Below are 14,342 nucleotides of genomic sequence, written 5' to 3'. Positions count from 1 at the left end.
GTGAGATTTATCACAAATTTAAAAAATCTTACTTTTATTTCATTGAAAGTTAGATTATGCTTTACGTAGCCGTTGTTGCCTGGGCTGAATGCTTGGTGGCGCGCTTTATTAAAGAAACAAATTAAATTTAACGAAAGGTAAAGTCTATGAACAAAACAGATTTAATTGATGCAATCGCAAGTGCTGCAGAGCTAAATAAAAAACAAGCTAAAGCAGCATTGGAAGCAACTTTAGAAGCAATCGCTGCAAGCCTTAAAAAAGGTGAGCCGGTACAATTGATTGGTTTCGGTACATTTAAAGTAAATCAACGTGCGGCACGTACAGGCCGTAACCCACAAACCGGTGCGGAAATTAAAATTGCTGCATCTAAAGTGCCTGCATTTGTATCTGGCAAAGCATTAAAAGAAGCAATCAAATAATTCATTGCATAAATTATTATAAACCCTGCTTTGAGCAGGGTTTTTTGTTGCTTGAAATTTCCTTTACAAAATAGTTCTATTTCTATAATATTTTGAACCGAAATTTTATTCGAAAGTTATTTTGCATTTTAAGATGAAACGAAATAATCAACCCCGTAATACACAGCAACGTCGCCACAAGATAATGCAGCTTTTACAGCAACAAGGTGAAGTTGGTGTGGAGCAGTTAGTTAGGCTATTTGACACCTCTGAAGTCACCATTCGTAAAGATTTAACCGCGTTGGAGAGCAGCGGTTTTTTATTGCGTAAATATGGCGGCGCGATCTTAATGCCAAAAGAAATTATTGATGAAAGCGAAAATGAAGAACTTTCGAAACGAAAGATTGTCATAGCCAAGGCTGCAGCAGAGCGTATTCGCGATCATAATCGTATTATTGTAGATAGTGGTAGTACGACGGCGGCTTTGATTAAGCAGCTCAACCGCAAACAAGGTTTGATTGTGATGACAAATTCCCTTTCTGTGGCAACAGAGCTGAGGGCTTTGGAAAATGAACCGACGCTACTAATGACTGGGGGAACATGGGATACACGCTCCGAATCATTCCAAGGCAAAGTAGCGGAGCAGGTATTACGATCCTATGATTTTGATCAGCTCTTTATTGGAGCGGACGGTATTGATTTAGAACGGGGAACAACGACATTTAATGAGTTAGTCGGGCTAAGTCAAGTGATGGCAGAGGTTTCTCGTGAAGTGATCGTGATGGTAGAGTCCCAAAAAATTGGCAGAAAAATGCCCAATTTAGAATTAACTTGGCAGAAAATTGACGTACTGATTACCGATAACGGGCTGTCCGAACAAGACAAGCAAGCAATTTTGGCACAAGGTGTCGAAGTCATCTGTGTGTGAAAGTGCGGTCAAAATAACAATTATTTTTTAAATTAATCAACAAATAAAGGAAAGCTTATGTGTGGTATTGTTGGCGCAGTGGCGCAGCGTGATGTTGCAGAAATCTTAATTAACGGGTTACATCGTTTAGAGTATCGCGGGTATGACTCTGCTGGAGTGGCGGTGGTCAATGAACAGCATGAATTACAACGTGTACGTTGTTTAGGTAAAGTTAAAGCATTGGACGAAGCTGTTGCGACGAAGCCGTTAATTGGCGGGACGGGGATTGCCCATACCCGTTGGGCAACTCATGGTGAACCGTCAGAAGCCAATGCCCACCCTCATATTTCAGGCAATTTTGCCGTGGTACATAATGGCATTATTGAAAATCACGAAGAATTGCGTGAATTACTAAAATCACGGGGCTATGTGTTCCTTTCTCAAACCGATACCGAAGTGATAGCACATCTTGTGGAATGGGAAATGCGTAGCACGGATTCTTTGCTTGAAGCAGTACAAAAAGTAGTGAAGCAACTCACAGGTGCTTATGGTATGGTCGTGATGGATCGTAATCAACCGAAGCATCTTGTGGCAGCCCGCTCAGGCAGCCCATTAGTCATCGGTTTAGGTATCGGTGAAAATTTCCTAGCCTCAGATCAACTGGCATTATTAAGTGTGACCCGTCGTTTCATTTTCTTGGAAGAGGGGGATATTGCAGAAATCACCCGTCGTACGGTAGATATTTATGATGTGCAAGGTAACAAGATTGAACGTGACGTGCATGAATCCAATCTTGAGAATGATGCTGCCGAGAAGGGCAAATTCCGTCATTTTATGCAGAAAGAAATTTTTGAACAACCGACCGCACTTATCAACACAATGGAAGGGCGTATTAATCACAGTAACGTGATTGTAGAATCTATCGGCAATGGCGCGAAAGATATTTTAGAGAAAGTACAACATATCCAAATTGTCGCTTGTGGTACATCTTATAATGCCGGTATGGTGGCACGTTATTGGTTTGAGGCGCTTGCAGGTGTCAGTTGTGATGTAGAAATCGCCTCTGAGTTTCGTTATCGCAAATTTGTTACCCGTCCAAATAGTTTGTTGCTTACCCTTTCTCAATCCGGTGAAACCGCGGATACATTAGCTGCACTCCGTTTAGCAAAAGAAAAAGGTTACATGGCGGCAATGACAATTTGTAACGTTGCAGGTTCTTCTCTGGTGCGTGAATCCGATCTTGCCTTTATGACTCGTGCAGGGGTAGAAATTGGCGTGGCATCAACAAAAGCCTTTACTACCCAATTAGCTGCAATGCTAATGTTAGTGACAGCGATTGGAAAACTTAACGGTAATATTTCCGATGAAAAAGAGAAAGAAATTGTTAAAGCATTGCATTCTCTTCCGGCCGATATTGAAAAAAGTTTAGCTTTTGACAAAGATATTGAACTTCTTGCCGAAGATTTTGCTGAAAGACATCATGCGTTATTTTTAGGTCGTGGTGAATATTATCCGATTGCCATGGAAGCCTCTTTGAAATTAAAAGAAATTTCTTACATTCATGCGGAAGCCTACGCAGCAGGTGAATTAAAACATGGCCCGTTAGCATTAATTGATGCGGATATGCCGGTGATCGTAGTGGCTCCAACTAATGATTTATTAGAAAAAGTGAAATCGAATGTTGAAGAAGTTCGCGCCCGTGGTGGTCAGTTATATGTCTTTGCCGATCAAGATGCCGGTTTTACCGAAACGGCAGGGATGAAAATTATCACTATGCCAAAAGTGAATGAAATTATTGCGCCAATTTTTTATACGGTACCGATGCAATTATTGGCTTATCACGTGGCTTTAATTAAAGGAACGGATGTGGATCAACCGCGTAATCTTGCAAAAGCGGTAACCGTTGAATAAAGTACGGTTGGTTTAGTCATTATTTTAAAGGCACGAAATATGGTTTTCGTGCTTTTTTATTTGCCTAAAATAAAAAGATTCTTTAAACTACGCCCCGGTTTTGAGCATGGGCAATTTTGCCGCTCATGACATAGTCTTATCCCTCTTTAAACACTACCTGTGAGTAGTAAAAGGACATCAACATGACAACTAAAGTCAATCAATATGGCTGGAAAGCCCTTATCGGATCTGCCGTCGGTTACGCTATGGACGGTTTCGATTTACTTATTCTTGGTTTTATGCTCAGCGCTATTTCTGCCGATCTGAGTCTTACGCCTGCTCAGTCAGGATCGCTTGTTACTTGGACGCTAATCGGCGCCGTATTCGGTGGCATTGTATTTGGTGCATTAAGTGATAAATACGGTCGTGTACGTGTACTGACTTGGACAATCGTATTATTTGCCGTTTTCACCGGTTTATGTGCATTAGCCCAAGGTTACTGGGATTTGCTTATTTACCGCACTATCGCAGGTATTGGTTTGGGCGGTGAGTTTGGCATCGGTATGGCACTTGCGATTGAGGCTTGGCCGGCACGCCATCGTGCTAGAGCTGCCTCTTATGTCGCTTTGGGCTGGCAAGTCGGCGTGTTAGGCGCAGCATTATTAACGCCGGTATTACTACCGTATATTGGCTGGCGTGGTATGTTTATTCTTGGTATTTTCCCTGCATTTGTGGCGTGGTATTTACGGGCCAGATTGCACGAACCTGAAATTTTCACCCAAAAACAGACCGCACTTTCAGCACAAAAAACATCAAAATTGGAATCCTTTAAACTTTTAGTGAAAGATAAAGCGACGGCTAAAGTGAGTTTAGGCGTTGTTGTGCTGACATCCGTACAAAATTTTGGTTACTACGGCATTATGATCTGGATGCCAAATTTTTTAGCTAAACAACTTGGCTTTAGTCTAACAAAATCAGGTATTTGGACAGCGGTAACGGTATGCGGAATGATGTTAGGCATCTGGGTTTTTGGTCGCCTTGCCGATAAATTAGGGCGAAAACCAAGTTTCTTATTATTCCAATTCGGTGCGGTTGTCAGCATTATTGCCTATTCTCAACTTACCGATCCGACCATAATGCTTATCGCCGGTGCGTTTCTCGGGATGTTTGTGAACGGTATGATGGGAGGATACGGAGCATTAATGGCGGAGGCTTACCCTACGGAAGCGCGGGCTACTGCACAAAATGTCTTATTCAACTTAGGACGGGCTGTCGGTGGTTTTGGGCCTGTTGTAGTCGGCGCGATTGTTTCTGCCTACTCATTTAGCCTTGCTATTGCATTCTTAGCGATTATTTACCTCATTGATATGATTGCCACCCTTGTGCTTATTCCGGAACTAAAAGGTAGCGAATTAAAATAAAGGTTGATTTTGAGCTTATTTTAAATCCGTCTTATGGTAAGGCGGATTTTTTATTGCTAACGAAACACCACTATTGAAAAGATAGCACCGCCATAAGGTTGCGAATAAGTTTCCGTATTTAAAAAAACGAAATGATATGGGATTTACTTTTGAGCAAGAGGTGGCTGTGCGGACAGAGTAGGTATCAATGTAGAAATGATATGAAGGTATGGTGAAGTCTCAAAAGAAACATGAGATTAAGGATAAGCAATGAAAGTTTTCAACGAGGTAAAATTCGGATTCAGGGAGGCGGAATTTAGAAACGCCCCTTGGGCGGGGCGTTAATTAAAAGCGTTGCTTAATGGAGCTGGCGTTTAATGGCGTCAGCAACTAATTCCGCTTCAGGGCCTAAGATAACTTGTAAACCATCATTACCAATTTTTACCGTCCCTTTCGAACCTAATGATTTGAGTTGTTCTTCATTAATATTATTGTGATCGTTCAAGGTTAGTCGCAAGCGGGTAATACAAGCATCAATATTCTTGAGGTTATTTTTTCCACCCAACGCATCAATAAATTTAATCGCTCTTTCTTCGCGCGAAGATGTTGTTGTAGCGGGAGCCTCAAGAGACTCTTCTTGTTCCTCACGACCAATTGTTTTAAGGTTAAACGCTTTGATTGCCACACGGAAAATGACATAGTAAATCACAAAGAAAACAATGCCTTGTATGATGAGCATATACCAATCTACGGCAAGTGGATTACGTGAAGAAAGTACCATATCAACTAAACCGGCACTGAAACCAAAACCGGCGATCCAATGCATACTTGCTGCAATAAATACCGAAATCCCGGTTAAAAATGCATGGATAACATAAAGAATTGGCGCGACGAACATAAATGAAAATTCAAGCGGTTCGGTAATTCCGGTAAAGAACGAAGCAAATGCACCGGCAAGCATAATTGAGGCGACTTTTGCTTTTTGACTCGGTTTTGCACTGTGATAAATAGCAAATGCCGCGCCGGGTAAGCCAAACATCATAACTGGGAAGAAGCCTGCTTGATACATTCCTGTTACCCCTACGGTTGCGGTTCCTTCAGCAAGGGATTTTGCCCCGCCAAGGAAGTTCGGAATATCGTTAATGCCTGCCACATCAAACCAGAAAACAGAATTTAATGCGTGGTGTAAGCCTACCGAAATCAGTAAGCGGTTAAAGAAACCGTAAATTCCGGCACCAACCGCACCCAAATCTTTAATTGATTCACCAAAAGAGACAAGCGCATTAAAAATATGCGGCCAAACATAGAGGAGAACAAAAGAAATGGCGATCATAACAAAAGCGACCACAATGGGTACGAGACGTTTTCCACTAAAGAAGGAAAGGGCTTTTGGTAATTCTACTTGGTAGAAACGATTATAAAGTTCTGCAGAAATCACACCTATCAAAATCCCAATAAATTGGTTATTGATTTTATTAAATGCTGCCGGAACCTGATCCGATGCAATATGTTGTAGCTGTGCAACTCCGGCTGGAGAAAGAAGGGTGGTAACTACATAGAACCCGACCAGACCGGAAAGTGCGGCCGAACCGTGCTTATCTCTTGATAAACCGAAAGCAACCCCCACGGCGAATAATAAGCCCATATTATCAATAATTGCCGCTCCGGATTTGATTAATAATGCCGCTAATTGACTGTTGGCCCCCCATCCGTCAGGATCGATCCAATAACCGATTCCCATTAATAACGCCGCTGCCGGTAATGCAGCCACGGGGACCATTAAGGCTTGACCAATTTTTTGTGCATAACTGAGAATACTCATAAATACTCCTTAGGTTTCACTAAAATGCTTGTGAACAAATAGAATGTTCCCAAGCAGTCCTTGTTACGTGATTGACGATTATTCTATTGTCAATTTTTTACCGTCGTAGCTTAATGTTTTCACGGAAGTTAAGGCTTTTCCGCCATCAGTTTCACCACCAATTAATAGCATTTTATTATCATAAGAAACGGATAATCCATAGCCGATATTCATTGGTAACTCGCCAATAATACGCCATTTGCCATTATTTAACGTATAAATATCCTTGTGCCATGTTTTGGTTAAACCTTTGTGTGCGTGTAGCATACCTTCTTTAAATTGTTTAACGGAGCCGGGGAAGTTTGCCCCTCCGGTCACTAAATAATGACCATGGCTATAGCCCGCCATAGCGCCGGCTAAACCATCTTGGCTTTTACCTTTTGGAGCCGGTAAATCCGGTAAGTTTTTCCATTGCACGCCTTTGGCGGTGAATTTACCTTGGTGGGTTTCAGCAGTACGAAGTCCGGGCTTAATTTCCCCATTTACGACGATTAAATCATTGCCTTGAATGGTAAATGCCGCACCTGCACGACCGGAGAACGGTACTCGACTTTCGTTACGCCATTTATTCGTAGAAGGTTCATAACTTAATAATTCCGTAGTAAAGAAGTAATCTTCCGGACGTTGGTTGAAATAGGCCGCCGTTATTTCGTCCTTTTTCATTTTATCTTCTCCGGCAGCGATTGTATCTTGAAAGAAACCGTTAAAGATAGACAGATTGGAGCCACCTATAATATAAACTTTATCACCTTGTGAGGCACCGGATGAGCCGACTAAACCACGTGGAGAACGAGTTGGCAGCTGCGTCCAAGTATTATCTGTCGGGTTATATTGATAGGCATCATTGATCAGTTGCAGCTCGCCTTTTTCATTTTTTTGCAAGCCGCCAAACACGTAGAGTTTCCCATCTACGGCGGCAGCAACGGGCTGGTTACGCTCTCCACCCGGGAACGTGGCAATCTCTTTCCATTGTGCAGCCGGATCTTTTAAGTTGAGGGAGTAGAACTTGTCTCCGCCGGAACCTAATCCTACATATACAATATCGCCGATTAACGCACCTGCACCGCTTTTAATGCCTACCGGAAGATCAGGATAGGCTTGAATGCTTGCGGAAAATGCGAGGGTGGTGAAAAGTGCGGTGCATAATGCTGTTTTTGTTAATGTCATAATAAACCTCATTTGAGTAATGTTATGATTTGCTATTCATAAAACGGCATTGAATAGAGTGTTATTTAAAGTGCGGTCAAAAATGTGATGATTTTTAACCGCACTTTAGCTATGGAATCAAGAGATTCGGTATAAAGGTAATAATTTGTGGGAAGACAGTGATTAAAACCAACATAGCAAAAATTGGAATTAAGAACGGTAGTACACCTTTTGTTACAGTGGATACCGACATATTGCCAACACGTGCTACGACAAAGAGAGCCATTCCCATTGGTGGTGTTAAAATTCCGATCATCATATTTAGTGTTGTCATCACACCGAAAAAGACAAGATCGATATTAAACTGCATGGCAATTGGAATCAGCATCGGCAGAACTAAGAATTGTAATGCCAGAGCGTCAATAAACATACCGAGGAAGAGCAACAAAGCATTGATCATCACAAGTACCATTAACGGTGAATCCGCAACGGCAACAAAGACATCGGCAATACGCATTGCCACTTGTTCACGGGCGATCATATCTCCGAAGAAGGTAACCGTCATAATCATTAATGCAACGACACCGGTAATCGCCATGGCTTCCACACAGCTGTTGAAGAGCATTTTTAAGGTGAGCTCTTTATAGACAAACTTACCAATAATGACGGAGTAAGCCGCCGCAACTACGGCAGATTCTGTCGGGCTGAATAGACCGGAGAATATACCTCCAATAATCAATATTGGCGTTAAAATTGCCCAGAAAGCACGCTTGAATGAATCGCATAGCTCTGCACGAGTGGCTTTTGGCGTTCTTGGATAGCCGCGTTTTTTAGAAACGTAATAGTTCATTGCCATGAGCGCGATAGTCACTAATACACCGGGTACAAAGCCGGCAATAAAGAGTTTGGCAATGGATTCGTTAGCAATAACACCATAAATAATCATTGCAATACTTGGCGGTACCAAAGGGCCGATAATGCAAGAAGCCGCGGTAATTCCACCGCAAATGTCATCATCATAACCTGCATCGCGCATCGCTTTAATTTCTAACTGGCCTAAACCGCCTGCATCAGCAAGGGCTGATCCGGACATACCTGAAAATAGTAAACTTGCACCGATATTTACGTGCCCCATTCCGCCGGTGTAGTGGCCGAGTAAGGCTTTTGCAAAGTTGAAAATACGTTCCGTGATTCCGCCCGTATTCATCAAAATACCGGTTAAGATGTAGAACGGTACGGCAAGCAGTGGGAAACTATTCAGGCTATATACTAATTTGTCCGATGCCGCATTCACGACATTCCACCGAGTCATGGTGAAATAGAGAAGGGTTGCAATGAAAAGTGACCAACCCACAGGCACACCTAAGAACATAATGACAAGCCATACAAGCAGGGCGACATAAACGGCACTAGAACCCAGTTTTATGTAGTTTGTAATACGTAAAACTTTAAACCAATCCGGCGCAAAAAATAAAATTGCCAGTAAAATGACCGCACTTACAATAAAGAAAGTGGCGGGTAAATAGCTTTTATCTTCCTTGAAATTTTGTGCTTGAGCCTGAAAAAAGCGAATCATCATTAAGGCAGCAACAACAGGTAAAGCGGCAAAAATCCACTTTTCCGAAATACCGCCCAAAGCATCAATCGGGAAAGACGCATTGGTAAAGGTTCGAATGCCGAAATGGATAAAAAAGAAGATACAGGCAAAAATAATGAGTTGTACAAAGGTATTTGATAGCTTTCTCACTTTAGCCGGCATTAAATTGGTTAAGAAATCAATGTAAACATGATCTTGTTTTCTGATAGCAACGCTAATGCCGAGCATACCTACATATACAAAAAGCAGTTTGGTAAGTTCCTCACTCCAAATAAGGGGGGAGTGAAATACCTGTCTGGAAAGAATTTGCGCGATAAGAATGCAGAAAATGACGAGAAATAGAGCGCCACCAATCCATTCCTCTAATTTATTAAAAATTTTCATGCTTTACTCCATGCACGAAGACGAAAAGAAAAGGACGAAATTGAATGCACCGGACAGTAGGTGCATTCAAGGTTAATTATTTGATTGCTTGAATTTCTTTTAAAGCTTCTTCACCTTTGCTACCGGTTTGTTTTACAAAGTCATCATAGAAAGGTTTCATTGAGGCTTTGAACGGTGCAAGATCAGGTTTGGTTACTGTGACACCTTGCTTTTCAAAGAAAGAAATCAAATCTTTTTCACCATCGGAAAATAATTGGGTGTGATATTTTGCTGCCGTTTCAGCAGCCTCTTTCACCACTTTTTGTAAATCTTCCGGTAGATCTTGGTAGGTTTCATTGCTCACCAAATACAGTTGATCGTTCAAAATGTGGTTTGTCATGGCTAAGAATTTTTGTACTTCATAGAATTTTTGTGCTTGTACGGTCGCTAACGGATTTTCCTGACCGTCAACCGAGTTGGTTTGAAGGGCAAGATATACCTCAGAAAATGCCATCGGTGTTGGAGAGGCTCCTACATATTTTGCGTATGCCAAGTTGGTTGCCGCATTAGGTACACGGAGTTTCAAACCCTTCATATCTTCAATACTGTTAATGGCACGATTTGAGGTCGTTTGACGTGTTCCGTTATAGGCTTGAGAAAGTAAAGTTACCCCGAGATCTTTATTCATTTTTTGAATTAAATCTTTACCGAATGCGGTTTCATACAAGGCTTTCTGTGCTACATTGTAATCAGTGATCACATAAGGAAGGGCGAATACGGCAACTTCAGGATAGAATAATTGGAAACGTGCCGATTCAGCAAAAGTGAAATCAAGGGAACCATCTTTTAGCTGTTTTAGCATGGCACGATCATCGCCCAATTGTGAGCTGGGATAGAGTGATACTTCAATTTTGCCGCCTGATTTTTCTTTTACTTCTTTCGCGAACATTTCTGCAGCTTTATATTCATTAGACGATGTTCCGGCATTCATACCGAATTTTAAATCATAGTCTGCAGCGAAAACGGCGGAAGACAGACCGGCAGTCATGGTAGCTGTAAGAAAAAGTTTAGTAAATTTCATAATGTGGCTCCTAATGTGGAAACTATCAGATTGGTAGTACTAGCATAAGAATTTTGGTAAAACAGTACCCAAAACAATTCTTCAATTTTTATTCTAAGAGTAAAAAAACAGTTTTTAAATAGCCCTATGGAGTTTTATTTCAAAATTGAGACATTGATCACATTTAAGAAAATATGCTTCAAAAATAAATTTAAAATGAAGTTTTATTTCTATATAATGAGGAAAAGTAACGGAACTTGAGATTTTAATGATCTCGGTTTATCCGAAGATGAAATGAGGGTTTTTATGTCTAGATTTACACACGAACAGATTTTTCAGCGTATTCAAAATGGTTTAATCGCCTCTTGTCAGCCGGTGGATGATGGTCCGATGGATAAACCGGAAATTGTGGCGGCAATGGCTCAAGCTTCAGTAGTAGGCGGTGCGGCCGGTCTCCGTATTGAAGGCGTAGAAAATTTAAAAGCAACCCGTCCAACGGTAAATGTTCCGATTATCGGCATCGTAAAGCGTGATCTACCCGATAGTCCGGTTCGTATTACCCCGTTTCTGAATGACATTGAAGATCTTGCTAATGCGGGGGCGGACATTATTGCGGTGGACGGCACTCATCGCCCTCGTCCGGTTGAATTGGAAAGTGCGGTCAAAAAAATCCATGAATTGGGTTGTCTTGCGATGGCGGATTGTTCCAATTTGGAAGAAGGATTACACTGCCAAACATTAGGATTTGATATTATTGGTAGCACTATGTCGGGTTATACCGGCGGAACAGTGCCAGAAGAACCGGATTATCAATTAGTGAAAGATTTAAAAGCCGCTGGTTGTCGGGTGATGGCGGAAGGGCGTTACAATTCTCCTGAATTGGCTAAAACCGCCATCGAAATCGGGGCGGATTTTGTGACGGTTGGTTCCGCATTGACCCGTCTTGAACATATTGTCGGTTGGTTTGCCGAAGCAGTGAAATGGGCAAAATAAGATAAGAAGGAATTCACGATGCGTTGTTTGGCTTTAGATATTGGCGGAACTAAGATTGCCGCTGCAATTGTTGAAAAGGGCGGAGTTGCTCAACGCCAACAAATTTCTACCCCTCAAAATAATGCAGCAGAAGCATTACACCAAAGTATCGCTCAATTATTAACGGAATATGCCGGCCAGTTTGATTATGTTGCGGTTGCTTCTACCGGAATTATCAATCAGGGTATTTTGACCGCACTGAATCCTAAAAATCTAGGGGGACTAGCGGAATTTCCGCTTAAAGCAAGTATTGCCCGCCATACGGATAAACCGATAGGATTGCTAAATGACGTTCAGGCTGCCGCTTATGCGGAATATCAATTACAGGAACGGGATACATTAGCCAATTTTGCCTTTATCACTGTTTCGACTGGAGTGGGCGGCGGATTGATTATTAATCGTCAGTTACTCACGGAACCGAATGGTATTTCAGGGCATATCGGTCATACCTTGGCAGACCCGAATGGGCCGTTGTGCGGTTGTGGTCGTCGCGGTTGCGTAGAAGCAATCGCTTCAGGTCGTGCTATTGAAGCGGTATCTTCCACTTGGGATGTTTCTTGTTCTCCAAAAGAAGTATTTGATCGTTTTAGAAAAAATGATGAAAAAGCAACCGCACTTGTTGCCCGTTCAGCCATTGCCATTGCTAATTTAGTCGCCGATTTAAAAATTACTCTAGATATGCAGAAAATTGCTATTGGAGGAAGTGTTGGTTTGGCGGAAGGTTATTTGCCTTTGGTGCAGCAGTTTTTGAATGAAATGCCGAAAGTTTATCATTGTGAACTGATTCCCGCCCAACTCGGGCAAGATGCCGGTTTAGTGGGAGCCGCCTATTGGGTAAAAGATTGCTTACTCGCACAATTGCAAGGAGGAAGTCATGACTAGAAATGGGAATATTTTAAATACCATAAGCTCGCTTTATCAAAGTTTGACCAAAACCGAGAAAAAAATTGCCGATACCGTTTTAACCTCTCCGGATCTTGTTGTGGGGTATCCGCTTTCCGAAATTGCCGAGAGTTTAGGCGTAGGAGAAGCTACTTTCGTCCGTTTTTGTCGCTCGGTGGGCTTTAAAGGTTTTAGTGATTTTAAACTGGAGCTTTCCATTGAATTGGCGACAAAAGACAATCATTCCCACCCATTGTTAGAAAACGATATTGAACCTACCGATAGCTCACGCCATATTGCACAAAAATTACAAACCTCTATTACTAGCGTAATAGATGAAACCATTAATTTACTCGATTTTAATCAGTTAGAAGAAACCGTTAGTGCGATACGCCGTGCAAATCGTGTTTTTTTATTTGGTGTGGGTTCATCGGGGATAACGGCAGAAGAGGCAAAAAATAAATTAATGCGTATCGGGTTCCAAGTCGATGCGACCGGCAATAACCATTTTATGTATATGCAGGCGGCATTACTCAAACCGCGGGATGTTGCTATTGGGATAAGCCATTCAGGGTATTCGCAAGAAACCGCACATGCGTTAAAAATTGCCAAACAAAATGGGGCAACGACAGTGGCAATCACTCATAGCTTGCGTTCGCCGGTTACAAGCTCTGCGGATTTTGTTTTAGTAAACGGTAATAAACAGGGTAAATTGCAGGGGGATTCCATTGGTACCAAAATCGCCCAGCTTTTTGTATTAGATTTGATTTACGCTTTATTAGTGCAAAGTGAGCAAGATAAAGCGATAGAGATAAAGCAAAAAACGCTCGATGTGATTCTTGAACAACGTATAAAATAGGAGAAAAGTATGCGTGATTTAAAGGGTATTTTCAGTGCGTTATTAGTGTCATTCAACGAAGACGGTTCAATCAATGAAAAAGGATTGCGCCAAATTATTCGTTATAACATTGATAAAATGAAAGTGGACGGTTTATATGTCGGTGGTTCTACCGGTGAAAACTTTATGCTTTCTACCGCAGAGAAAAAAGAAATTTTCCGTATTGCAAAAGATGAAGTAAAAGATCAAGTAGCGCTTATCGCCCAAGTAGGTAGCGTCAATTTGCAGGAAGCCGTTGAATTAGGTCAATATGCAACCGAATTAGGCTATGACTGTTTATCGGCAGTTACTCCTTTCTACTATAAATTCAGTTTTCCTGAAATCAAACATTATTACGATACCATCATTGAGAAAACCGGTAATAATATGATCGTCTATTCCATACCGTTTTTAACCGGTGTTAATATGGGAATTGAGCAATTCGGCGAACTTTATAAAAACCCAAAAGTGCTTGGTGTGAAATTTACTGCGGGCGATTTCTATCTCTTAGAACGTTTGAAAAAGGCGTATCCAAATCACCTCATTTGGGCTGGGTTTGATGAAATGATGTTACCGGCAGCCTCTTTAGGGGTGGACGGTGCAATTGGTTCGACATTCAATGTGAATGGTGTACGTGCCCGCGAAATCTTTGAATTAACCAAAGCGGGTAAACTTCAAGAAGCCCTAGATATTCAGCATGTAACTAATGATTTGATTGAAGGTATTTTAGCCAACGGTTTATATTTAACCATCAAAGAATTGCTCAAATTAGAAGGGGTCGAAGCGGGGTATTGTCGTGAACCGATGACGGCAAAAGCCACACCGGAACAGCTTGCAAAAGCAAAAGAATTAAAACAGAAATATTTATAAATTCATAAAAATTGATCGCACTTGTTGAATGAGTCTTTCTTTTTATTTATAGAAAGGGG

General features: G+C 41.6%; 12 protein-coding genes. 8 read left to right on the top strand and 4 right to left on the bottom strand.

Annotation, left to right across the window (positions count from 1 at the left end):
* The first annotated feature begins 146 nt into the window (after positions 1-146).
* From PNEUHYL_RS03060 to PNEUHYL_RS03045, 4 genes are all read left to right on the top strand, one after another.
* Positions 147-419, top strand: a complete 273-nt coding sequence (locus PNEUHYL_RS03060) for an HU family DNA-binding protein (protein ID WP_059365801.1) — start codon at positions 147-149, stop codon at positions 417-419.
* A 133-nt stretch (positions 420-552) separates the two neighbouring features.
* On the top strand, positions 553-1,326 hold the full coding sequence (locus tag PNEUHYL_RS03055) for a DeoR/GlpR family DNA-binding transcription regulator (RefSeq protein WP_059365800.1): 774 nt from the start codon (positions 553-555) through the stop codon (positions 1,324-1,326).
* 57 nt (positions 1,327-1,383) lie between these two features.
* Positions 1,384-3,216: a glutamine--fructose-6-phosphate transaminase (isomerizing) gene (gene glmS / locus PNEUHYL_RS03050; RefSeq protein WP_059365799.1), complete on the top strand. Its 1,833-nt coding sequence runs from the start codon at positions 1,384-1,386 to the stop codon at positions 3,214-3,216.
* A 182-nt stretch (positions 3,217-3,398) separates the two neighbouring features.
* Positions 3,399-4,616, top strand: coding sequence for an MFS transporter (locus PNEUHYL_RS03045; RefSeq protein WP_059365798.1), 1,218 nt, complete (start codon positions 3,399-3,401; stop codon positions 4,614-4,616).
* A gap of 337 nt (positions 4,617-4,953) precedes the next feature.
* Here PNEUHYL_RS03045 and nagE read toward each other — a convergent pair whose 3' ends face one another.
* The 4 genes from nagE to PNEUHYL_RS03025 all read right to left on the bottom strand — a co-directional run bounded on the left by nagE (position 4,954) and on the right by PNEUHYL_RS03025 (position 10,646).
* On the bottom strand, positions 4,954-6,417 hold the full coding sequence (nagE, locus tag PNEUHYL_RS03040; RefSeq protein WP_059365797.1) for an N-acetylglucosamine-specific PTS transporter subunit IIBC: 1,464 nt from the start codon (positions 6,415-6,417) through the stop codon (positions 4,954-4,956).
* A 78-nt stretch (positions 6,418-6,495) separates the two neighbouring features.
* Entirely contained in the window at positions 6,496-7,623 is a 1,128-nt protein-coding gene (locus tag PNEUHYL_RS03035) for an N-acetylneuraminate epimerase (RefSeq protein WP_059365796.1), read from the bottom strand.
* A 109-nt stretch (positions 7,624-7,732) separates the two neighbouring features.
* Positions 7,733-9,583 carry a TRAP transporter large permease subunit gene (locus PNEUHYL_RS03030; protein WP_059365795.1) on the bottom strand — a complete coding sequence of 617 codons (1,851 nt, stop codon included), beginning with the start codon at positions 9,581-9,583 and terminating at the stop codon, positions 7,733-7,735.
* A 76-nt stretch (positions 9,584-9,659) separates the two neighbouring features.
* Positions 9,660-10,646: a sialic acid TRAP transporter substrate-binding protein SiaP gene (locus PNEUHYL_RS03025; protein ID WP_110890427.1), complete on the bottom strand. Its 987-nt coding sequence runs from the start codon at positions 10,644-10,646 to the stop codon at positions 9,660-9,662.
* 282 nt (positions 10,647-10,928) lie between these two features.
* Between PNEUHYL_RS03025 and PNEUHYL_RS03020 the strand changes: the two genes are divergently transcribed.
* The 4 genes from PNEUHYL_RS03020 to nanA are packed head-to-tail and all read left to right on the top strand — an operon-like array spanning position 10,929 to position 14,283.
* Entirely contained in the window at positions 10,929-11,615 is a 687-nt protein-coding gene (locus PNEUHYL_RS03020) for an N-acetylmannosamine-6-phosphate 2-epimerase (protein WP_059365793.1), read from the top strand.
* An 18-nt stretch (positions 11,616-11,633) separates the two neighbouring features.
* Positions 11,634-12,536: an N-acetylmannosamine kinase gene (locus PNEUHYL_RS03015; RefSeq protein WP_059365792.1), complete on the top strand. Its 903-nt coding sequence runs from the start codon at positions 11,634-11,636 to the stop codon at positions 12,534-12,536.
* Entirely contained in the window at positions 12,529-13,395 is an 867-nt protein-coding gene (locus tag PNEUHYL_RS03010) for a MurR/RpiR family transcriptional regulator (RefSeq protein WP_059365791.1), read from the top strand. The genes PNEUHYL_RS03015 and PNEUHYL_RS03010 overlap by 8 nt, the downstream gene beginning before the upstream one ends.
* A gap of 9 nt (positions 13,396-13,404) precedes the next feature.
* Positions 13,405-14,283 (top strand): N-acetylneuraminate lyase, encoded by an 879-nt coding sequence (nanA, locus tag PNEUHYL_RS03005; protein ID WP_059365790.1) that lies wholly within the window; start codon positions 13,405-13,407, stop codon positions 14,281-14,283.
* Positions 14,284-14,342 lie beyond the last annotated feature (59 nt).

The sequence above is a fragment of the Rodentibacter caecimuris genome (assembly GCF_001019715.1).
In the GTDB taxonomy this organism is placed as follows: Bacteria; Pseudomonadota; Gammaproteobacteria; order Enterobacterales; family Pasteurellaceae; genus Rodentibacter; species Rodentibacter caecimuris.
Note: the sequence above shows the minus strand (reverse complement) of the source record. Positions and strands in the feature narration are given on the sequence as shown.

Excerpts from the sequence above, each read along its gene's own strand:
- nanA (WP_059365790.1), top strand. The coding sequence starts at position 13,405 with ATGCGTGATTTAAAGGGTATTTTCAGTGCGTTATTAGTGTCATTCAAC.
- PNEUHYL_RS03055 (WP_059365800.1), top strand. The coding sequence starts at position 553 with ATGAAACGAAATAATCAACCCCGTAATACACAGCAACGTCGCCACAAG.
- glmS (WP_059365799.1), top strand. The coding sequence starts at position 1,384 with ATGTGTGGTATTGTTGGCGCAGTGGCGCAGCGTGATGTTGCAGAAATC.
- PNEUHYL_RS03030 (WP_059365795.1), bottom strand. The coding sequence starts at position 9,583 with ATGAAAATTTTTAATAAATTAGAGGAATGGATTGGTGGCGCTCTATTT.
- PNEUHYL_RS03060 (WP_059365801.1), top strand. The coding sequence starts at position 147 with ATGAACAAAACAGATTTAATTGATGCAATCGCAAGTGCTGCAGAGCTA.
- PNEUHYL_RS03015 (WP_059365792.1), top strand. The coding sequence starts at position 11,634 with ATGCGTTGTTTGGCTTTAGATATTGGCGGAACTAAGATTGCCGCTGCA.
- PNEUHYL_RS03045 (WP_059365798.1), top strand. The coding sequence starts at position 3,399 with ATGACAACTAAAGTCAATCAATATGGCTGGAAAGCCCTTATCGGATCT.
- PNEUHYL_RS03010 (WP_059365791.1), top strand. The coding sequence starts at position 12,529 with ATGACTAGAAATGGGAATATTTTAAATACCATAAGCTCGCTTTATCAA.
- PNEUHYL_RS03035 (WP_059365796.1), bottom strand. The coding sequence starts at position 7,623 with ATGACATTAACAAAAACAGCATTATGCACCGCACTTTTCACCACCCTC.
- PNEUHYL_RS03020 (WP_059365793.1), top strand. The coding sequence starts at position 10,929 with ATGTCTAGATTTACACACGAACAGATTTTTCAGCGTATTCAAAATGGT.
- nagE (WP_059365797.1), bottom strand. The coding sequence starts at position 6,417 with ATGAGTATTCTCAGTTATGCACAAAAAATTGGTCAAGCCTTAATGGTC.